Source organism: Microbacterium testaceum (assembly GCF_006539145.1).
In the GTDB taxonomy this organism is placed as follows: Bacteria; Actinomycetota; Actinomycetes; order Actinomycetales; family Microbacteriaceae; genus Microbacterium; species Microbacterium testaceum.
Genome location: NZ_BJML01000005.1, coordinates 166,752 through 186,025, shown reverse-complemented (window position 1 = coordinate 186,025; position 19,274 = coordinate 166,752). Strand labels below are relative to the sequence as shown.

Here is a 19,274-nt window from a genome sequence, read left to right as displayed (position 1 = left end):
CGAATATCTTCCGGTGTGCGTATTTCGGGTTCGGACATGTTCCGGGCGGGAGCGCTCCCGAAGGCAATTCAGGGCAAGGGCCCCGCGAGCGCCGGTGCGATCGCACCCAGGGCCTCGACGGCGGCCTCCCGGGCCGTGGGGGACTCTCCGAGCGCCCAGGACTCGACGGCCATCGTCAAGGACGCGATCGTCGCCGCGGCCAACCCGCGCACGGCGAGGGGCCCCAGCTCGGGACGCTCGCGCCGGAACAACTCGACGAGGTCGTCCTGTGCCTGACGCCCGGCGGCGAGCCACGACGCGCGCAACGCCGGTGTCTGCACGATGATTCGGGTCAGTCTGCGGCGCATCTCGGGCTCCACGGCGGTCGACTCCGCGAACCCCTCGACCACGGCCGAGAGCAGCGGCCCCGGCAGATGAGCGGCGAGGTGTCGGATGAACGTCGCGGGACCATCGGCCAGTTCGCCCACCAGCGTGCCGTCCTTGCTCGGGCAGTGCCGGTAGAACGTGCGCATCGAGATCCCCGCTCGGTCGGCGATCTGCTCCACGGTCGTCTGCTCGTAGCCCTGCGCCTCGAAGAGGTCTGCCGCAGCGGCCTCGATGAGGGCCATCGTCTCGATGCGGCGCCGCTCACGCAGCGTCGGCGCGGGCGGAAGACGGCTTTCGGACATGGGCCAAGTATGCCGCCTCTCTAGTGACACACATATGCGTAGTGGCAGACTACGCCACACAGCGCATCGCTCAGCTTCAAAGGAGAACAACATGTCCGAAATTTCGTTCGCAGGCAGAGTGGCCATCGTCACCGGTGCCGGCGGAGGACTGGGGAAAGCCCACGCGCTCGAAATCGCTCGACGAGGGGCCAAGGTGGTCATCAACGACCTCGGCGGAGACATCTCCGGCGCGAACGGCGGCACCGCGATGGCCGACGACGTGGTCGCCGAGATCCAGGCCGCCGGCGGTGACGCCGTCGCCAACTACGACTCGGTTGCCACGCCCGAGGGGGGAAGAGGAATCGTCGAGACCGCGCTCGACGCCTTCGGCCGCGTCGACATCCTCGTCAACAACGCCGGCAACATCCGCAACGCTCCTTTCACGGACCTCTCGCCCGAATCCGTCGAGTCGCTGCTCGCCGTGCACGTCAAGGGCGCGTTCCACGTCACTCAACCGGCGTTCGAGGTCATGCGGGACAACGGCTACGGCCGCATCGTCTTCACGTCCTCGGCGGCCGGACTCTTCGGCTCCATTCAGCAGGCGAACTACGCCGCCGCCAAGGGGGCCGTCTTCGGCCTCGCGAATGTCGTCGCCCTCGAAGGAAAGCCGCACGGCATCCTGGTCAACACGATCCTCCCCGCCGCGAACAGTCGCATGCAGGCCGACATGAATGCGGAGCAGTTCGTCGGAATGCCGACGACCCCCGCCCACGGCGAGCCCGAGATGATCACCGCGATGGTCGCGTACCTCGCCAGCGAACAGAACACCGCGACCCGCGAGCTGTACTCGATCGCGCGGGGACGCTATGCCCGCGTCTTCATGGGCGTCGCTCCGGGATGGCACGTCGCTCACGACGAGCCGGTCGCCACCGCCGACGACGTCGCCGCCCACATCGACCGTATCCGCGACCTCGAGGGCTACGCGGTCCCCGAGTCGATGGTCGCCGAGTTCGCGCTCGTCCCGTGACGGCGGCATCGGAGGGCACGACGCCCCGCTCCTACGTCGTCACCGGGGCAGGATCCGGAATCGGCGCGGCCACCGCCGCCCTCCTGCGCTCGCGCGGGCATCGCGTGATCGGGATCGACCTGCGCGGCAGTGACATCGATGCCGACCTGTCGACCGGGGAGGGTCGCCGGTCCGTCGCCGACGCGGTTCGCGGGGCGGTCGGCGACACCGTCGACGCCGTCATCGCCGTCGCGGGCGTGGCCCTGCCCACGTCTCTCACGGTGCGGGTCAACTACTTCGGCGCGATCGCGACTCTCGAGGAGCTCCTTCCGCTCCTGCGGAACTCGCCCGCACCGCGCGCCGTCGTGGTGGCCTCGTTCTCGGCCCTTCAGCAGAACGACGCCGAACTCGTCGATCTGCTCCGTGCGGGCGACGAGGATGCCGCGGTCGCCCGCGCCGACGAGCTCGTCGGTGAGAACCAGGGCGATCTCATCTACCCGTCGACGAAACGCGCGATCGCGGAGTGGGTGCGCGAACGGGCGGTGACGCCCGAGTGGGCGGCATCCGGAATCCCGCTCAACGCGGTCGGACCCGGCATCATCCTGACGCCCATGACCGAGCCTCTGCTCGCCACGGCCGAGGGACGCGACGCGCTCATGCAGGTCGTGCCGATGCCGCTGGCCGGACCGGCTCGACCCGAGGCGATCGCCGAGGTGCTGGCCTGGCTCTCGGACGCCCCCAACGCCCACATCACGGGTCAGGTGGTGTTCATCGACGGCGGCGCCGACGCCGTGATCCGCGGACCTCGCGTCTTCGATTGACCGTGCGGGTGGGCGTCGCTCCGGGCGTCCACCCGCGTCTCCGTGCGCCGTCCATCACGCAGCTCCCTGTCAGCGGGGGAGTGGCGGCGACCCCAGGGCCCGCAGCTCCTCCGCCGCCTCGGCGCCCGTGCGCAGCCCCACGCGCGGCGCGACCTCGGTCGCCAGCAGCTCGATCGAGCGCAGCGTGATCTCGTGCGCAGGATCGACGGAGTGCACCTGGAACGCGACGTCGGTGGCCAGCGCGAGGGTCTCATCGGCGGTCAGTGAGGCGGTTACCTGCTCGACGGTTCCGAGGTGCGTGTCGGTCTGGCGCGCGAGGTCGCGCAGTTCACCGTCCATATTCCGCTTGAGGAATGTACGCGTCAGGCGTCGCACACCGGGCTCGGCCGCGCTCCACGTGGCGTCGAGGTTCTCGGCATCCACCACCACCGCCGTCCGCGAGGCGAGGATGCGCGGCGTCACGCCCGCGGGCAGAGCGGCGAGATAGGCCTCGACGATCGGCACCTGTACCGCGTGCAGTGGCACGCTCTCGTCGCGTGGTTGGGTGCGCGAGAGCAGCAGCCCATCTCCGTCGGCGCCCGCCCTGCGGCCGCCCTCGACCGAGAAGGTCGCCTGCCACAGGCGCCCGCCCAGCTGTGACGCAGCGGGATTCAGGCGCGAATCGGTGCCGCGGATGCCGCGCCCGGCGAAGGCGTCGCGCAGGACCTTCAGGTGCGCGGCCTGGATTTGGCGTCGGTCATCGGAGGAGCGCTCGAACGCGGCGAACGAGCCCGGCGTCCCGCCCGTTCCGATCCCCAGCTGCACCCGGCCGTCGCTGAGCGCATCGACGACGGCCGCATCCTCGGCGACGCGTATCGGATCGTCGAGGGGCAGGGTCACGATGCCGGTGCCGAGGGCGATCCGCTCGGTCTGCACCGCCGCTGCCGCCAGGAACGCGAAGGGCGACGGCAGCCCACCCTCGTCGCGGTCGAAGTGGTGTTGAGCCACCCAGAGCGACGCGAAGCCGTGCCGCTCGGCGGCGCGTACCTGCGCGAGCGCCCGGTGGTATCGCTCGCCGTCGGTGCCGGCATCCAGGAGTCTCGTGAAGAAACCGAGTCGTGCGCCGCTCATGTCGAAGCCTCACCGTCCTATGCCCGTCAAGGAATGTCCCTCCAGGCTAAGACGGATCCGCGGGCTCGCGGCCGTCGTCAGCGCGTCGCGACCTCGATCGGGTCGCCGGTGCGGGCGAGGTCGGCCTCGATCTCGCGCACGATCGGGATCACCGTCTCGCCGAAGCGCTCGAGCTCCTCCTGGAAGTGCAGGAAGCCGAGCAGGAACAGGTCGACCCCCCGCTTCTTGTACTCGATGATGCGCTCCGCGATCTGCTGAGCGTCGCCGAACAGCTGCGTGCGGAAGCCGTCGTTGTACTGCACGAGGTCGTCGAGGGTCGAGTCGGCCCACATCCCCTTGCCGTCCTTCGTGGAGGCGCCGGCCTCCTGGACGCTCTTGCGGAACCCGTCGACCGCCCCGCCGTCGGCGTGGGCGATGATCTCGCGCAGCTGGGCCTCCGCCTCGGCGCGGGAGTCGCGTTGGATGACGAAGCCGTTGAGCCCGAAGCGCGTGCGGCGCCCGTGCTCGGCGGCGATGCGCGTGACGTCGTCGTACTGCTCGGTGAAGCCGTCGAAGTCCTTACCGTTCGAGAAGTACCAGTCGGAGTACGCGCCGCCGTTGAACCGCGCCGCCGTGGAGTTGCCGCCCTGGAAGATGTCGGGGTGAGTGCGTCCCGGCACCTCGTACGGGAACGGGCGCAGGGTGAAGTCGGTGATGTCGTAGTACTTCCCGTGGAACGAGAACTTCTCCTGCGTCCACAACCCGCGCAGCACCTGGATGAACTCGGCCGCGCGCTCGTACCGCTCATCGTGCTCGAGCCACTCGAGGCCGAGGTCGGTGTACTCGTCTTTGAACCATCCGCTGACGACGTTGACCGCCGCACGCCCGTGCGAGAACTGATCGGCGGTGTTGATGAACTTCGCCAGGACCGCCGGATGCCAGATCCCGGGGTGGATCGCCGAGATGACCTTGAGCTTCTCGGTGGCCAGCAGCAGCGCGAGGCTGATCGAGGTGGACTCGTGCTGCTGCGCGGCACCGTAGCTCGAGGCGTACCGCACCTGGCTCAGGGCGTACTCGAACCCCACCCGCTCGGCGGTGCGAGCGAGCTTCACGTTGTAGTCGTAGCCCCAGTCGGTGCGCTGCTCGATCGAGCTGATGACGAGACCGCCGCTGACGTTGGGCACCCAGTAGGCGAACTTCAGCGGCTCGTGGGTGGGCGTGGTGTCGGTCATGGGGTCCTCCTGGCGGGATCGGAACCCGGATACCGTCGCACCGCTCGGCCGAGGCGTCAACGACATATGACGGACCATGTCGCCGCGTGACGCCGGGCCTCATCGACCGGGCGAGGATGGAGCCATGACCTCCCCCCAGCGCGTGCGTTTCGGTTACTGGACCCCGATCTTCGGCGGATGGCTGCGCAACGTCGACGACGAGCAGACCCCCGTGTCGTTCGCGCACGTCGCCGAGATCGCCCGCGTCGCCGAAGAGGGTGGGTTCGACCTGACGCTGATTCCCGAGCTCAACCTCAACGACATCAAGGGCGTCGAGGCGCCGTCGCTCGACGCCTGGGCCGTGACGGCTGGTCTCGCCGCGGTGACGTCGAAGCTCGAGCTGATGACCGCCGTTCGCCCCGGCTTCCACAACCCGTTCCACACCGCGAAGCAGGCCGCGACGATCGACGAGATCAGCGGCGGCCGGTTCACCCTCAACGTCGTGTCGGCCTGGTGGGCCGAGGAGGCCAAGCAGTACGACGGCCTGTTCAGCGCCCACGACGACCGCTACGCCCGCACGATCGAGTGGGTCGAGGTGCTGCGCGGACTGTGGTCCGAGACGCCGTTCGCCTACGAGGGCGAGTACTACCGCACCGAGGGCACCTACCTCGAGCCGAAGCCCCGCGTGACGCCGCGCCTCTACGCCGGGGGCGAGAGCGAGGCCGGGCGCACCTCCATCACGCGGTTCGCCGACGCCTACCTCACTCACGGCGGCACCCTCAAGGAGCTCGAGACGAAGGTCGCCGACATGCGTCGTCGTCGGTCCGAGGCCGGCGCGACCCCGTTCGAGGCCTTCGGCATGGCCGCCTACGCGATCGTTCGCGACACCGAGGAAGAGGCCCAGGCAGAGATCGACCGCATCACCGACGTCCGCGGGGGAGCGGCGTACGGCTCGTACCAGGACTTCGTGAGCAAGTCGAAGCTCGACACCCAGGTCGACCTCAAGGAGTACTCGGTCTCGAACCGCGGCCTGCGGCCGAACCTCGTCGGAACCCCTGACCAGGTGGCGGAACGCATCGTGGCGTTCGCGAACGTGGGGGTGTCGACGCTGCTGCTGCAGTTCTCGCCGCACCTGCCCGAGCTGCAGCGCTTCGCCGCCGAGGTGATCCCGCGCGTCCGGCGCCTGGAGGCGCAGCGCGACGCCTGATCTCGCGCCGCGGCGGCGGGCTCACCCGGTGAGGCGCGCGTGGGCGTGCGGACTCAGCTCGCCGCGCGCAGGGCCTGATCGAGGTCGGCGATGAGGTCCTCGGCGTCTTCGAGGCCGATCGACAACCGGATGAGACCATCGCCGATGCCGAGGCGATCGCGCGTCTCTTGCGTGAAGCCCAGGTGCGTCGTGGTCGCGGGGTGCAGGGCCATCGACCGCGTGTCGCCGATGTTGGTCATGCGGCTGAACAACCGCAGGGCGTCGAAGAACCGCTCGGCTGCGGGACGACCCCCGCGCACGGTGAACGAGAACACCGAACCCGAGAGACCTCCGTAATCGCGCACCGCGAGCGCGTGCTGCGGGTGCGAGGGCAGGCCCGCGTAGTCGACGCTCTCGACGGAGGCGTGCTCCTCCAGCCACTCAGCGACCGTGCGGGCGCTCGCGAGGTGCTGGCGCATGCGCACCGACAGGGTTTCCATGCCCTGCTGCAGCAGGAAGCCGTTGAGCGGCGAGAGCGCCGGCCCGGTGTCGTTCGCGATGCCGAACCGTAACGACAGCTCGAACGCGCGCGGCCCGAACGCATCGATGAACGACGCGTGTCCGGCGATGGCCGTGTCGGTGAGGGAGGGATAGGACCGAGCGGATGCCACCCAATCGAACGTCCCCCCATCGACCACCGCGCCCGCGAGGTTCGCGCCGTGTCCCGAGAGGAACTTCGTCGCCGAGTGCACGACGATGTCGGCTCCATGCTCGATCGGGCGGATCAGGAACGGCGTCGCGATGGTGTTGTCGACGATCAGAGGGATGCCGTGCCGACGCGCGACGCGCGCGACGGCGGCGATGTCGACCACGTCGTTCTTGGGGTTCGGCAGCGTCTCGGTGAAGATCGCCTTCGTCTCGGGGCGGATCAGGGCGTCCCATTCGGCGTCGTCCGCGGGGTCCCAGACGTACTCGACGGTCACGCCCATGCGGGCGAAGGTGCGGTCGAAGAGGACGCGCGTTCCGCTGTAGATGCTCGCGGTCGAGACGATGTGCTCGCCGCTGCCGGCGAGACCGAGCAGGGCGATGGTGATCGCCGCCTGGCCCGAGCCGACGACGATCGCACCCGAACCGCCTTCGAGCGAGGCCAATCGCGCCTCAGCCACCTGGTTGGTGGGGTTGGCGTTGCGCGAGTAGAGGTGGCCGAGATCGGCTCCCGCGAACCGGTCGGTCGCCTCTTGGAACGAGTCGAACCGGTAGGCGGCCGACAGGTGCACCGGTGTGATGCGCGAGCCGTGCGTCAGGTCTTCGACCTCGCCCGCGTGCACTTGGCGCGTGGCGAAGCCGAAGCCCTGCCAATCGGAGTGCGGGGGAGCGGCCTCAGCCACGAAGACCGACCGCTTCTTTGGGCAGCAGCGAGCCGAGCCAGCGAGCGATCTCGCGCGGCCCGGAGCGCGGCGCGGTCGCCTCGACGTCGGGGTTGTAGTTGGTGTTGGTGTTCACGTCGTAGGTGACGGTCCGACCGTCGCGCGTCTCGATGAACTCGATGCCCGCGATGCCCACGCCTTCTGCCGCGAGGAAGGCGAGGTAGCGGTCGATGAGCGCCGGATCGACGTCGTCACGACGCCGGAACAGCGGCTCGGGCTCGACCCCGTCGGCGCCCGGGATCGCGCAGGCCTCGGCCGGGCAGAGCTCGAAGCTGCCCGCGCTCGTGTCGACGCGAACCGCGTAGACGAAATCACCGGCGACGAACTCGGCGCGCGTGATGAACGGCGTCTGCGCGACCAGCAACTCCTGCAGGAGGGTGATGCCGTCGGGGGAGGGTTCGAAGTCGGGACCGTCGACCCACGCCGCGAACTCGGCAAGGGAGTCCCAGCGGCGAACGCCGAGGCCCTTTCCGCCCTGATTGTGCTTGCTGATGAAGGGCGCCCCGAACTCCCGCGCCTTGGCGACGAGATCGTCGGTGCCGAAGACGGCGACGGTGCGCGGGACGTCGATACCCGCGTGACGCAGGGCGGCATGCTGCGCGACCTTGCTGACCTCGAGCTCGAGAACGTCGGCACCGTTGATGACCGTTCGTCCCCACGACGCCAGCCACCGCAACACGGCCCGACCGAACTCCTTGCTGTGCGCGTGATCGCGCGTGTGCGCCGATGCGCTCAACCGCGACCAGAACACTCCCTCCGGAGGCTCGACCGCGAGGTCGATCGACCCGTCGGTGAGCAGCCACTCCTCGAACGGCACGCCCTCCGCCTCGAACGCCGCCGCGAACGGCGGAATCCACTGGGAGTTCTCGTGGATGACATAGACCTTGCCCGACATGCCGCCAGGCTAACCCGCACCTCCGACATCGCGCCCGCACCGCGTCATGTGGCGACACCGGGTCATGGCATCCCTAGGCTCGATCTCGGGAAAGGGATGCCATGACCTCCGACTACATCGACGCGAACCGCGCCAACTGGAACGAGCGTGCGACGCTGCACGCCGCCCGCGACGGCTCGGGCTACGGCATCCAGCGCTATGTGGACGACCGCGAGGCGCTGTCGGACGTCGTGCGCTTCGACCTGCCGCTGCTGGGCGATATCGCGGGGCGGCGCACCGTGCACCTGCAGTGCCACATCGGCACCGACACCCTGTCGCTCGCACGCCTGGGCGCACAGGTGACCGGACTGGATTTCTCCGAGAACGCCGTCGCCGAGGCCCGGCGGCTCGCTGCCGAGGCGGGAGTCGAGGCCGCATTCGTCCAGTCAGATGTGCGGGATGCCGCCACCGTCCTGCCGCGCGAGAGCTTCGACCTCGTGTACACGGGCATCGGCGCCCTCTGCTGGCTACCGTCCATCGAGGACTGGGCGGGGGTGGTGAACGACCTGCTCGCCCCCGGAGGCACCCTGCACCTGCGGGAATGTCACCCGATCCTGTGGTCCATGGACGAGGAGCAGCCCGGTCTGACGCTGGCCTTCCCGTACTTCGAGCAGACGGCGCCTCTCGCGTGGGACGACGGCAGCACCTACGTCGATGTGTCGGCACCGCTGACCGCGACGAAGACGTACGAGTGGAACCACGGCCTCGGCGAGATCGTCACGGCCCTGCTCGCGCGCGGGCTGCGCCTCGACACCCTGGTCGAGCACGACAGCGTGCCGTGGGAAGCGCTGCCCGGCCGCATGACCGAGCGCGCGGACGGCGAGTACGCGCTGACGCAGCAGCCGTCGGTCGCGCCGCTCAGCTACACGATTCGGGCGACGAAGGTGGCGTAACGGATTCACCCATGACGAACGTCACCTCTGAATGGTGACAGCCGTCCGATGTGCGGCGAGCGTGCCGAGGCCAGCATGAAGTCATGACCTCCTCCACCCCCATCCCCGCCGCGATCGACGCGCGGGGCGTCGTCAAGAGCTTCGGCTCCGTCCACGCCGTGCGCGGCGTCGACCTCACCGTCCGACCGGGCGAGATCGTGGCCTTCCTCGGCCCGAACGGCGCGGGCAAGACCACCACGATCGACATGATCCTCGGCCTCACGAACCCCGACGCCGGCAGCATCGAGGTGTTCGGCCACACCGCTCGCGGCGCCGTCGCCCGCGGTCTCGTCTCCGCCGTCCTCCAGTCGGGCGGACTGCTGAAAGACCTGACCGTGCGAGAAACGGTGGAGCTCACGGCGAGCCTGTTCGCCGAGAAGCGTCCCGTCGACGAGGCGCTCGAGCGTGCCGGCATCCGGAATCTCGCCCGCCGCAAGGTGGGCCTGTGCTCGGGCGGCGAGCAGCAGCGGCTGCGCTTCGCGATGGCGCTCGTGAGCGACCCGGCGCTGCTGATCCTCGACGAGCCCACCACCGGCATGGACGTCGAGGCGCGCCGCTCGTTCTGGAGCGCGATTCGAGCGGATGCCGCGCGCGGACGCACCGTGATGTTCGCCACGCACTATCTCGACGAGGCCGACGAGTACGCCGACCGCATCGTGCTCATGCGAGGCGGGCAGATCGTGGCCGACGGCAGCACCACCGAGATCAAGAACCTCGTCTCGGGTCGTGTGGTTCAGGCGACGCTTCCGGATGCCGACCTCACGGCGCTCGCGGCGCTGCCCGGCGTCGACTCGGTCGAGGCCAACGGCGAGCGCGTCTCGGTGCGCACGCGGGACTCCGACGCCCTCGCCCGGCACCTGCTCAGCACGACCACGGCGCGCGATCTGGAGATCACCGCGCAGAACCTCGAGAGCGTCTTCTTGACTCTCACCGCCGAGCCCTCGGCATCCGGCCTCGCCTTGAATGGATCACTTCGATGACCGCCATCGCCCTCGACCGCCCGGTCCCCGCCTTCGGCGGCTTCACCCTGACCTATCTGCGCATCGAGCTGGTGCGCAAGCTGCGGAATCCTCGGAGCATCCTCTTCACCGTCGCGTTCCCCGTGCTGATGTTCTTCATCGTCGGGTTCCAGACGCTGGACGTGCCGCTCACGGACACCCCGCTGGCGGCCGGGGGAGTGTCGGTGGCCGCGTACATCATGGTCTCGATGGCGATGTACGGAACCATGATGTCGGCGACCCAGACCGGGGCATCGGTCGCGGTCGAGCGCGCGCAGGGTTGGTCGCGCCAGCTGCGGCTCACGCCCCTCAACCCCGTCGCGAACGTCGTGGTGAAGATGCTCGCGGGCATGATGTTCGGCCTCATCGCCGTGATCGCGACGTACGCGGTCGCCGCCGGCGCCGGTGTTCAGCTCGCCCCGGCGCAGTGGATCGTCACGGGCCTGGCGGCCTGGGTGCTCGCCGGCGCCGTCTTCACGACGCTCGGTCTCATGGTCGGGTACATGGTGCCGGGCGAGAACGCGGCGCAGATCACGAGCCTCGCGGTGGTGCTGCTGTCGTTCCTCGGCGGACTGTTCTTCCCGCTGTCGTCGATGCCCGACTTTCTCCAGGTCATTGGCAAGCTGACGCCGGTGTACGGCATCGGCGAGCTCGCCCGTTCGCCCCTCACCGGTGACGGATTCGATCTCGGCGCCCTGATCAACGCGGTGGTCTGGCTCGCGGTGTTCGTCGCCGGAACCGTGTACTTCTTCCGTCGCGACACGCGTCGCGGCTGACGCGCCTAGGGTGAACGACGTGAGCACGACGACCGGCCCGGAGCGCACCCGCGTTCCGGGCCGCCGTCCGTTCCGCCGCGGCTGGTTCATCGGGGCGTCGATTTCGCTGATCTGGACCTTCCCGGTCCTCGTCGAATTGTGGGAGGGTCCGAGCGTTGCGGGTCACCTCGTGGGCACAGGGATCGTGGTCGCGTTCGCCGCCGTGTTCATGGCGACGGTTCCCTACGCCCGCGTCACCGCGTCGCGACTGCACCGGCTGTTGCCGACGGTAGTGCTCTTCGCGCTGAGCCTCGCGCTGCTGCCGTGGCTCGGCGCCGACATCCGTTGGATGTGGACGTTCGTCGGCGTCGCGTTCGCCGTCTCGGCGATGGGCCGGCGGACGACCTGGCTGTTCGTCCCGGCCCTCAGCGCTCTGTCGTTCGTCGTCGGCGAGGCGATGGGCGCCGACGCGTTGTCGAACGTCGTGAACTCGGCGATCATCCTCTCGATCTCGATCATGATGTTCAGCTTCGTCGAGAACATCTCGACCCTCGAGCGTCTCCGCGACGCGCAAGAGCAGATCGCCGAACTCGCCGCCGAGCGCGAACGCGGACGGGTCGCCCGCGATGTACACGACATCCTCGGACACTCGCTCACCGTGATCACCGTCAAGGCCGAATTGGCGGGACGACTAATGGATGCCGGCTCCCCGGCCGCCCGTGACGAGATCGGCCAGATCGAGGAGCTGTCGCGGGGAGCGCTGGCCGACGTGCGGGCGACGGTTCACGGTTACCGGGGCGTGAGCATCAGCGGCGAGCTCGCCGCGGCGCGAGCGGCGCTCGAGAGCGCGGGAGTGTCCGCCGACCTCCCCGGCTCCACCGACCAGGTTCCCGCCGACCGGCGTGAACTCGCCGGCTGGGTCGTTCGAGAAGCCGTGACCAACGTGGTCCGCCATTCCGGAGCGAACGCCTGCCGCGTGCGACTCGACAACCGCTCCATCGAGGTCGCCGACGACGGTTGCGGCCCGGCGTCCACGGCATCCACCGGTTCGGGTCTGACCGGGCTTCGGGAACGTGTCGAGAGTTCGGGGGCACGGTTGACGATCGGCCGCAGCGACCTCGGAGGATTCAGAGTGAAGGTGGCCTGGTGATCCGACTGCTCATCGCCGACGATCAAGCTCTCGTCCGCGGGGCCCTCGCCGCCCTGCTGGGACTCGAATCCGACATCGAGGTCGTCGCCCAGGTGGGTCGCGGTGACCATGTGGTCGAGGCGGCACGGACGTCGGGGGCCACCGTCGCCCTGCTCGACATCGAGATGCCGGGAATCGACGGGATCGCCGCGGCCACTGAATTGCGGTCGAAGGTTCCCGGATGCCGCGCCCTCATCGTCACGACCTTCGGACGCCCCGGGTACCTGGCGCGGGCCATGCAAGCAGGAGCCTCGGGGTTCGTGGTGAAAGACACCCCCGCAGCCGAGCTCGCCGATGCTGTGCGGCGGGTGTCTGCCGGGTTGCGAGTGGTGGATCCTGCTCTCGCCGCCGAGTCGCTGGCGCAGGGCGACTCACCCCTGACCGAACGTGAGACCGACGTGCTCGCCGCGGCGCGCGACGGCGGCTCGATCGCCGACATCGCGCGGACTGTTCACCTCTCGGAGGGAACGGTGAAGAACCACCTGTCGAGCGCCATCGGCAAGACCGGCGGGCGGAATCGGGCGGATGCCGTGCGGGTCGCGGTCGAGCGCGGGTGGCTGTAGCGGGCCGGGCCGCGACAGGACGGGTGAATACCGTCCGCCCGAAGGTGATTCTCCCGCCGAGGACGGACACGGTATGCCACATTGACCTCTCCACGGACCTGGAGAATCCACGTGCACGAGACCCCCGACCTCAGTCTTATCGTCACCGTCTTCGCGGCTCTGCTCGGAATGGGCTGGGGATACCTCATCGACCCGGCTCGGCATTCCACTTACTGGATCGCGGTGGCTTGCGCTTCGGCAACGGGGTTTCTGGTGTCCTACCTCGTTCCGGACGCGGTGCTCGCCGTCCCGGTTCTCGTCCTGACCCTTGCCTCGGTGACGGCCCTGCGTGACAAGCGCTGGCGGGCAAGCCTCATCCGGACGGAGTGCCCACCCCGAACGCCACCGCCTCTTCCTCCGTCAGCATCCGCGACCGAATGAGGAACCGCATGCCCGTCGGGCCCTCGACCGAGAAGCCGGCGCCGCGTCCCGGAACGACGTCGATCGTCAGGTGCGTGAACTTCCAGTACTCGAACTGCGACTCCGACATGTAGACCTCGACGGGGTCGTCGAGTCCGACCTCGATGTCGCCGAGGTGCACGTCGCTAGGCCCGGTGAGGAACATGCCCACGGGGTAACACATGGGGGAGCTACCATCGCAGCACCCGCCGGACTGGTGGAACATCAGCGGCCCGTGCTTCACCGTCAGCTCGCGCAGCAGCGCGGCCGCGGCATCCGTCACGTCCACGCGGGAGAGTTCTGGCATCCGTTCCCGTCCTTCGTTGAGGCATGTCCCACTTCGTGCGGAGATCGCGAACCCGATCCGCACAAAGTGGGACATGCATACCGTCCGCCACGTTGCGTGTCCCACTTCGTGCGAGTTCAGTCCGTCGAGCTCGCGCGAAGCGGGACGTTCCGGAGGAAGCTCAGAAGAAGCCCATCGCCCCGTCGGCGTACGACACGAGCAGGTTCTTCGTCTGCTGGTAGTGGTCGAGCATCTTGAGGTGGTTCTCGCGGCCGATGCCCGACTGCTTGTACCCACCGAAAGCCGCGTGCGCGGGGTACTGGTGGTAGGTGTTCGTCCAGACGCGCCCGGCCTCGATGGCCCGGCCCGCGCGATAGGCGGTGTCGCCGCTGCGGCTCCAGACACCGGCGCCCAGGCCGTACAGCGTGTCGTTGGCGATCGAGATCGCGTCGTCGAAGTCGTCGAACGACGTGACCGACAGCACCGGCCCGAAGATCTCCTCCTGGAAGATCCGCATGTCGTTCGTGCCCTCGAACACGGTCGGCGCGACGTAATACCCGCCCGACAGGTCGCCGCCGAGGTCGACCCGCTCCCCGCCCGTGAGCAGCTTCGCACCGCCCTGCTTGCCGATGTCGATGTACGACAGGATCTTCTCGAGCTGGTCGTTCGAGGCCTGCGCGCCGATCATCGTCTCGGGGTCGAGCGGGTTGCCCTGGCGCACTTTCTTGACGCGCTCGAGGCCGTCGCCGAGGAACTGGTCGTAGATCGACCGCTGGATCAGCGAGCGCGAGGGGCACGTGCACACCTCGCCCTGGTTCAGCGCGAACATCGTGAAACCCTCGAGCGCCTTGTCGTAATAGGCGTCGTCGTTGTGCAGAGCGACGTCTTCGAAGAAGACATTGGGGCTCTTGCCTCCGAGCTCGAGCGTGACGGGGATGAGGTTCTGCGAGGCGTACTGCATGATCAGGCGGCCGGTCGTGGTCTCGCCGGTGAAGGCGATCTTGCGGATCCGCTTGTGCTGGGCGAGCGGTGCTCCCGCCTCGATGCCGAAGCCGTTCACGATGTTCACGACACCCGCCGGCAGGAGGTCGCCGATGATGTCGAAGAGGAACAGGAGAGATGCCGGGGTCTGCTCGGCCGGCTTGATCACGACGCAGTTGCCCGCGGCGAGGGCCGGGGCCAGCTTCCACGCGGCCATGAGGATCGGGAAGTTCCACGGGATGATCTGACCCACCACACCCAGCGGCTCGTTGAAGTGGTAAGCCACGGTGTTCTCGTCGAGCTGGCTGAGCGATCCCTCCTGCGCCCGCAGCACACCGGCGAAGTAGCGGAAGTGGTCGACGGTCAGGGGGATGTCGGCCGCGAGCGTCTCACGTACCGGCTTGCCGTTCTCCCACGTCTCGGCGACGGCGATCTTCTCGAGGTTCTCTTCGATCCGATCGGCGATCTTGTTCAGGATGACGCTGCGCTCGGCCGGGGTGGTCTTCTTCCACGACGCGAACGCCTTCCACCCCGCCTCGACCGCGCGGTCGATGTCGTGCGCGTCGCCGCGAGCGACCTCGCAGAACGGCTTGCCGGTGACGGGGGTGATGTTCTCGAAGTACTCGCCGCTGTGCGGTTCGACCCACTCGCCGCCGATGTAGTGCCCGTACCGCGAACGGTACTCGGCGACGGCCCCGCGGGTTCCGGGAGCGGCGTAGACGCTCGAGACGCCTTCTTCGACGATGGTCATGCGTGTCTCCTTCGACGGTCATGAGTCGCCGCGTCGGCTTCGGGCGGCGATGCGCCGACGGTACGCCGGGAGAGGTTGCATCGGGTTGCACGGGGTCGTCGTGGCCGCGGAGGGCGCGAGATCACGTGACCTGGACAAAAACACACGACAAGACGGGTGATGTCGGCGAGATCACGTGATCTCGCGACCTCACCGCACCCCGCGAAACGACGGATGCCACGACCCCGAGGCCGTGGCATCCGTTCTGCGCGTCGAAGACTCGGCGCAGCCGCGCGACTACGCGTCGGCGTCGGCCAGCACCGAACGCAGCGGAGGCACGTTGACCTCGTGCAGGTCGACGTCGTCGAGGCGCTCGATGCTCTGCACGCGTGGCGCGATCGCGCGGTCGTCGGCGACGATCCAGCTGCCGACGAGGAGGAAGCGGTCGTTGCCGGCCGTGATAGGACCCGTCAGCGCGAAGGTCTGGTGGGTCGGGGTGACGAAGGTCACCCGCACGGGGGTGCCGTGGGGAAGGGTCGAGGGGTCGACCACGTCGGCCTCGAGCGCGGGCTGCGGGGCCTCGATGCCGAGGTCGATGCGCTGGATCTCGGCGCTCGTGGCGAGGATGACGTCGCCGACGAGCGGCTGCCCGCCGACGCCGATGCGCACAGTGCCCTCGAGCGCGTAGAGCCCGTAGCGGGGCGAGCGGACGATGACGCGGGCGACGTCGCCCGCCTTGACCTCGGCGAGTGCCTCGCGGATGCGCCCCACGTCGCGACGGGCGCGAGCTGCCGAGAAGATGTCGAGAGCTTTTTCGTCCATACGGTCAGCGTAACGAGGGCCTCCGACATCGGGGAGGCTCTCAGCAAATCCCCTGGTGGCGCGGGGGAGCACGGAGTGTCACGCGCTTTCGAGGCTCGCCAGCCGAGCCACGAGACCCGCGCGTTTGGGTGAGCGGGCGGGCACCAGCTTCAAACACAAGCGCAGCACCTCCTCGTCGTCGCGCGCGTCGGCGGTCTCGGCGTAGGCGAGAAGCACATCCACCCCCGCTTCGGCGATCAGCGCCTCACGCAGCGTCGAGCGCACCGACTCACGCACCTCGACCACCCCCGGAGCCTCGGAGTCGGGGAGCACCGAGCCCGCATACGCCGCGAGCGCCACCCGGTGCGCCCCGCGATCGAGCAGCGACAGCACGTGCTGCGCGTCCGTTTCGAGGCCCACGGGAAGCCGGTAGGGCCGCGAGGTGGGGACGAGGCGCGGCGCCACCGGGGCGAGCACGCGCCGCAGCCTCACCATTTCGGGCCGCAGCGTCTCGACGGCAGCGTGGCCGTACACCGCCTCACTCAGTGCCTCGGCGGACAGACCCTCGCGGTGGACGGCGAGCAGTAGCAGGATCTCCGCGTGCCGCGCGCTGAGTTCGACGGACGCGCCGCCGACCTCCAGCAGGGCACGGTCTCGACCCAGGATGCGCAGCAGGGCCCTCGCCGGCGCCGATCGACGCGGGGGAGGAGTCTGCCGCGCGCGCAGTCTCGCCACGAGGATCTCGCTCTCGATCGCCCGAGCCGTGGCGTCCACCAGTAATTGGGCTTGAGGAGTCACCGCCTCGGGCCCTCCGGTGACGTCGATCACGCCGAGCAGCCGGCGCGTCTCGGGGTCGTGAACGGGCGCCGCGGTACACGACCAGGGCTGCACGAGCCGGTTGAAGTGTTCCGCGCCGCGGATCTGCACCGACCTGTCGAGGGTCAGGGCCGTCCCCGGGGCCGAGGTGCCCACGGCATCCTCCGCCCAATTCGCCCCCGCCACGAACCCCATATCGCCGGTCAGGGCGCGGATATGACGATCGCCCTCGACCCACAGCAGGCGGCCCGCGGCGTCGCCCACCGCCACGACCACTCCTGATTCCTCCGCGGTGCCGGGCAGGAGCAACGAGCGAACCATGTCCATGACCCCCGCGAGCGGGTGAGCGCGGCGGTACGCCTCCAGCTCACCGCTGGGCAGATCGAGCGGCGGAAGACCTTCGGGCCCAACGAAGGATGCCAGCGACCTCCGCCACGAATCCTGCACGAGGGGCCGCACGTCATCGAGGCGCCGGTCGTCATTGCCGGCGAGGAGCTCGTCGTGAGCACGCGCGATCAGCAGCCCCGAGGTCTCGGGGGAAACGGCCGGTCGCGACCATGGAGAGGGCACGGGACTCCCATCGGCGGTGACGGAGGTGGGTCCCAGTGTAGGTCGGGTGGTCCGCGATCGGGAGGGTCGAATCGACCGGGGCGCAGTCCGTGCACTGGGGCGGTCAGCGAGCGCCCCGGTGCACGAAAGACACCCCGCTACGGCGCGACCTCCCAGGACACGACACGAGCGCGGTCGAGCGGGACGGACCCCGGAGCCAGGACATGCGGGATGCCGTGGAACCAGGCCCCGCTCACCCCTCGGCGCGCGCAATCCTCGAGCCAGGCGCGATTCTGCGGGGTCGTCGTCAGTGCCGCTCGATGGGACGCACGATCGAACGGCAGGACCTCACGCGGGTCGATGGGTTCACCCGTGGCGGTGAGCGTGCGGTCCAGCACGACACAGCCATCGGGAAGGTCAGCGGCCGGAATGGCCCAGAACTCCACTGGGGGCCTCTCACCCCCCCGGATCTCGAGCCACGCCTGCCAGATCGCGTGCGGGTGCACGGGGGAGAGGAAGACGACCTCTGTCCACGTCCGGTCGAGGCCGGGAATGACGGTGTCGCGCAGCCGGCGCCGCTCGGCGGTGTCGTCGTACTTTGCGAAGGCGTCTCGATAGGCCTCGGGCGCGATTCCGGCGAGGTCGCTCATCGGCACGAGCGCCGACGTGCCCTGCGCGAGACCGACCCGGGCGTGAAACACGCAGTCCGTGGCATCCATTGCCCCAGCCTGCCGATGAGAACCGTTCCCGATGTCCCGAAAACGCCGTCAACCCCCACAGGAAACACAGAGGACGCGCCCCACGGTGGAAAGAACGAGAGAAAGGGATGCCATGAAGGCAGTGCAGTATCGCGAGATCGGCAAAGGCCCCGAGGTCGTCGACATCGATGAGCCCCACGCGGGTCCCGGCCAGGTGCGCCTGAAGGTCACCGCGGCCGGCCTGTGCCACTCGGACTGGTTCGTCATGGACCTGCCCGAAGACCAGTACACCTACGGACTCCCTCTCACGCTGGGTCACGAGGGAGCGGGTGTCGTCGACGAGCTCGGCGAAGGTGTCGAAGGCGTCGAGATGGGCGCGGCGTACGCGATCTACGGACCGTGGGGCTGCGGCCGCTGCCATGCCTGCGCCCAGGGGGCCGAGAACTATTGCCCCTACGCGGCCGAGATGGGCATCACGCCTCCAGGACTGGGCAGCCCCGGAGCCATGGCCGAGTACGTGATCGTCGACGATCCGCGTCACCTCGCGCCCCTCGGCGACCTCGACCCGGTCGAGACCGTCTCGCTCACGGATGCCGGCCTCACGCCGTACCACGCCATCGTCGCGGCGAAGGAGAAGTTGTACCCCGGTGCCACAGCGGTCGTGATCGGTGTCGGAGGCCTCGGTCACGTCGGCGTCCAGATCCTCCGCGCGATCACGCAGGCGACGGTCATCGCGGTCGACCTGGGCGAAGACAAGCTGGCACTGGCCCGCGAGGTGGGCGCGCACCACACGGTCACCTCCGACGAGCATGCGGCCGAGCGCATCAAGGAACTGACGAACGGCCTCGGTGCGACCGCTGTCTTCGACTTCGTCGGCGTCCAGCCGACGATCGACCTCGCCCGTGCGGTCGCGGGAATGGACAGCTTCATCCACATCGTGGGCATCGGCGGCGGCATCCTCCCCGCCGGTTTCTTCTCTACGCCGATGGGCGCGGCTGTCCGCGCTCCGTACTGGGGCACCCGCAGCGAACTCATCGAGGTGCTCGATCTCGCCCGCAGCGGCGCGGTCGGCGTGCACGTGGAGCGCTACGGCTTCGACGGCGCCGTCGAGGCATACGGGAAGCTGCACAAGGGGGAGGTCCGGGGGCGCGCGGTCGTCGTGCCCTGACGCGGGCAGTGAGGGGGTGGCATCCGACCTTCGAGCAACCCGATGACGC

The 19,274-nt window shown here is 69.1% G+C and carries 19 protein-coding genes; 9 read left to right on the top strand and 10 right to left on the bottom strand.

Features of this window, described 5'->3' with window-relative positions; genetic code table 11:
* Positions 1–68: 68 nt before the first annotated feature.
* Positions 69–668: a TetR/AcrR family transcriptional regulator gene (locus tag MTE01_RS09530; protein ID WP_170210669.1), complete on the bottom strand. Its 600-nt coding sequence runs from the start codon at positions 666–668 to the stop codon at positions 69–71.
* A gap of 91 nt (positions 669–759) precedes the next feature.
* Between MTE01_RS09530 and MTE01_RS17345 the strand changes: the two genes are divergently transcribed.
* Positions 760–1,674 carry an SDR family NAD(P)-dependent oxidoreductase gene (locus tag MTE01_RS17345; RefSeq protein WP_141377119.1) on the top strand — a complete coding sequence of 305 codons (915 nt, stop codon included), beginning with the start codon at positions 760–762 and terminating at the stop codon, positions 1,672–1,674.
* Positions 1,671–2,474, top strand: coding sequence for an SDR family oxidoreductase (locus tag MTE01_RS09520; protein ID WP_141377117.1), 804 nt, complete (start codon positions 1,671–1,673; stop codon positions 2,472–2,474). Before MTE01_RS17345 ends, MTE01_RS09520 begins: the two co-directional genes overlap by 4 nt.
* Positions 2,475–2,543: 69 nt before the next feature.
* On the opposite strand, the gene MTE01_RS09515 is transcribed toward MTE01_RS09520, so the two are convergent.
* Both MTE01_RS09515 and sfnG read right to left on the bottom strand, forming a co-directional pair.
* Positions 2,544–3,584 (bottom strand): putative FMN-dependent luciferase-like monooxygenase, encoded by a 1,041-nt coding sequence (locus tag MTE01_RS09515; RefSeq protein WP_141377114.1) that lies wholly within the window; start codon positions 3,582–3,584, stop codon positions 2,544–2,546.
* Positions 3,585–3,661: 77 nt separating this feature from the next.
* A complete protein-coding gene (gene sfnG, locus MTE01_RS09510) occupies positions 3,662–4,795 on the bottom strand; it encodes a dimethylsulfone monooxygenase SfnG (protein ID WP_141377111.1) in 1,134 nt (377 codons plus the stop codon).
* A gap of 124 nt (positions 4,796–4,919) precedes the next feature.
* On the opposite strand from sfnG, the gene MTE01_RS09505 reads away from it, so the two are divergent.
* Positions 4,920–5,981, top strand: a complete 1,062-nt coding sequence (locus tag MTE01_RS09505) for an LLM class flavin-dependent oxidoreductase (protein ID WP_218026345.1) — start codon at positions 4,920–4,922, stop codon at positions 5,979–5,981.
* 53 nt (positions 5,982–6,034) lie between these two features.
* On the opposite strand, the gene MTE01_RS09500 is transcribed toward MTE01_RS09505, so the two are convergent.
* Together MTE01_RS09500 and MTE01_RS09495 are read right to left on the bottom strand one after the other, a co-directional pair.
* Entirely contained in the window at positions 6,035–7,348 is a 1,314-nt protein-coding gene (locus MTE01_RS09500; RefSeq protein WP_141377109.1) for an O-acetylhomoserine aminocarboxypropyltransferase/cysteine synthase family protein, read from the bottom strand.
* A complete protein-coding gene (locus MTE01_RS09495; RefSeq protein WP_141377106.1) occupies positions 7,341–8,282 on the bottom strand; it encodes an ATP-grasp domain-containing protein in 942 nt (313 codons plus the stop codon). The genes MTE01_RS09500 and MTE01_RS09495 overlap by 8 nt, the downstream gene beginning before the upstream one ends.
* A 101-nt stretch (positions 8,283–8,383) precedes the next feature.
* On the opposite strand from MTE01_RS09495, the gene MTE01_RS09490 reads away from it, so the two are divergent.
* The 5 genes from MTE01_RS09490 to MTE01_RS09470 all read left to right on the top strand — a co-directional run bounded on the left by MTE01_RS09490 (position 8,384) and on the right by MTE01_RS09470 (position 12,758).
* Positions 8,384–9,214: a class I SAM-dependent methyltransferase gene (locus MTE01_RS09490; protein WP_141377103.1), complete on the top strand. Its 831-nt coding sequence runs from the start codon at positions 8,384–8,386 to the stop codon at positions 9,212–9,214.
* A gap of 83 nt (positions 9,215–9,297) precedes the next feature.
* The gene (locus tag MTE01_RS09485) at positions 9,298–10,233 is read left to right on the top strand and encodes an ABC transporter ATP-binding protein (RefSeq protein ID WP_141377100.1); all 936 of its coding nucleotides are present in this window, start codon (positions 9,298–9,300) and stop codon (positions 10,231–10,233) included.
* Positions 10,230–11,027 (top strand): ABC transporter permease, encoded by a 798-nt coding sequence (locus MTE01_RS09480; protein WP_141377097.1) that lies wholly within the window; start codon positions 10,230–10,232, stop codon positions 11,025–11,027. The genes MTE01_RS09485 and MTE01_RS09480 overlap by 4 nt, the downstream gene beginning before the upstream one ends.
* A gap of 19 nt (positions 11,028–11,046) precedes the next feature.
* A complete protein-coding gene (locus MTE01_RS09475; protein ID WP_141377094.1) occupies positions 11,047–12,156 on the top strand; it encodes a sensor histidine kinase in 1,110 nt (369 codons plus the stop codon).
* Entirely contained in the window at positions 12,153–12,758 is a 606-nt protein-coding gene (locus tag MTE01_RS09470) for a response regulator transcription factor (RefSeq protein ID WP_141377091.1), read from the top strand. The genes MTE01_RS09475 and MTE01_RS09470 overlap by 4 nt, the downstream gene beginning before the upstream one ends.
* A 352-nt stretch (positions 12,759–13,110) precedes the next feature.
* On the opposite strand, the gene MTE01_RS09465 is transcribed toward MTE01_RS09470, so the two are convergent.
* From MTE01_RS09465 to MTE01_RS09445, 5 genes are all read right to left on the bottom strand, one after another.
* Positions 13,111–13,503 carry a DUF779 domain-containing protein gene (locus MTE01_RS09465; RefSeq protein ID WP_141377088.1) on the bottom strand — a complete coding sequence of 131 codons (393 nt, stop codon included), beginning with the start codon at positions 13,501–13,503 and terminating at the stop codon, positions 13,111–13,113.
* Positions 13,504–13,663: 160 nt separating this feature from the next.
* Positions 13,664–15,214 (bottom strand): acetaldehyde dehydrogenase ExaC, encoded by a 1,551-nt coding sequence (gene exaC / locus MTE01_RS09460; RefSeq protein WP_141377086.1) that lies wholly within the window; start codon positions 15,212–15,214, stop codon positions 13,664–13,666.
* A 276-nt stretch (positions 15,215–15,490) separates the two neighbouring features.
* Entirely contained in the window at positions 15,491–16,015 is a 525-nt protein-coding gene (locus MTE01_RS09455) for a hypothetical protein (protein ID WP_141377083.1), read from the bottom strand.
* 78 nt (positions 16,016–16,093) lie between these two features.
* Positions 16,094–17,380 carry a GAF domain-containing protein gene (locus MTE01_RS09450; RefSeq protein ID WP_141377081.1) on the bottom strand — a complete coding sequence of 429 codons (1,287 nt, stop codon included), beginning with the start codon at positions 17,378–17,380 and terminating at the stop codon, positions 16,094–16,096.
* A 137-nt stretch (positions 17,381–17,517) separates the two neighbouring features.
* The gene (locus tag MTE01_RS09445; protein WP_141377078.1) at positions 17,518–18,078 is read right to left on the bottom strand and encodes a hypothetical protein; all 561 of its coding nucleotides are present in this window, start codon (positions 18,076–18,078) and stop codon (positions 17,518–17,520) included.
* Between the two features lie 112 nt (positions 18,079–18,190).
* Here MTE01_RS09445 and MTE01_RS09440 point away from each other — a divergent pair, with 112 nt between their 5' ends.
* On the top strand, positions 18,191–19,225 hold the full coding sequence (locus MTE01_RS09440) for an NAD(P)-dependent alcohol dehydrogenase (RefSeq protein ID WP_141377076.1): 1,035 nt from the start codon (positions 18,191–18,193) through the stop codon (positions 19,223–19,225).
* Positions 19,226–19,274 lie beyond the last annotated feature (49 nt).

Coding starts and splice junctions, on each gene's coding strand:
- MTE01_RS09440 (WP_141377076.1), top strand. CDS start 18,191: ATGAAGGCAGTGCAGTATCGCGAGATCGGCAAAGGCCCCGAGGTCGTC.
- MTE01_RS09485 (WP_141377100.1), top strand. CDS start 9,298: ATGACCTCCTCCACCCCCATCCCCGCCGCGATCGACGCGCGGGGCGTC.
- MTE01_RS09530 (WP_170210669.1), bottom strand. CDS start 668: ATGTCCGAAAGCCGTCTTCCGCCCGCGCCGACGCTGCGTGAGCGGCGC.
- MTE01_RS09455 (WP_141377083.1), bottom strand. CDS start 16,015: ATGGACGAAAAAGCTCTCGACATCTTCTCGGCAGCTCGCGCCCGTCGC.
- MTE01_RS09495 (WP_141377106.1), bottom strand. CDS start 8,282: ATGTCGGGCAAGGTCTATGTCATCCACGAGAACTCCCAGTGGATTCCG.
- MTE01_RS09445 (WP_141377078.1), bottom strand. CDS start 18,078: ATGGATGCCACGGACTGCGTGTTTCACGCCCGGGTCGGTCTCGCGCAG.
- MTE01_RS17345 (WP_141377119.1), top strand. CDS start 760: ATGTCCGAAATTTCGTTCGCAGGCAGAGTGGCCATCGTCACCGGTGCC.
- MTE01_RS09515 (WP_141377114.1), bottom strand. CDS start 3,584: ATGAGCGGCGCACGACTCGGTTTCTTCACGAGACTCCTGGATGCCGGC.
- MTE01_RS09490 (WP_141377103.1), top strand. CDS start 8,384: ATGACCTCCGACTACATCGACGCGAACCGCGCCAACTGGAACGAGCGT.
- MTE01_RS09480 (WP_141377097.1), top strand. CDS start 10,230: ATGACCGCCATCGCCCTCGACCGCCCGGTCCCCGCCTTCGGCGGCTTC.
- MTE01_RS09505 (WP_218026345.1), top strand. CDS start 4,920: ATGACCTCCCCCCAGCGCGTGCGTTTCGGTTACTGGACCCCGATCTTC.
- exaC (WP_141377086.1), bottom strand. CDS start 15,214: ATGACCATCGTCGAAGAAGGCGTCTCGAGCGTCTACGCCGCTCCCGGA.
- MTE01_RS09465 (WP_141377088.1), bottom strand. CDS start 13,503: ATGCCAGAACTCTCCCGCGTGGACGTGACGGATGCCGCGGCCGCGCTG.
- sfnG (WP_141377111.1), bottom strand. CDS start 4,795: ATGACCGACACCACGCCCACCCACGAGCCGCTGAAGTTCGCCTACTGG.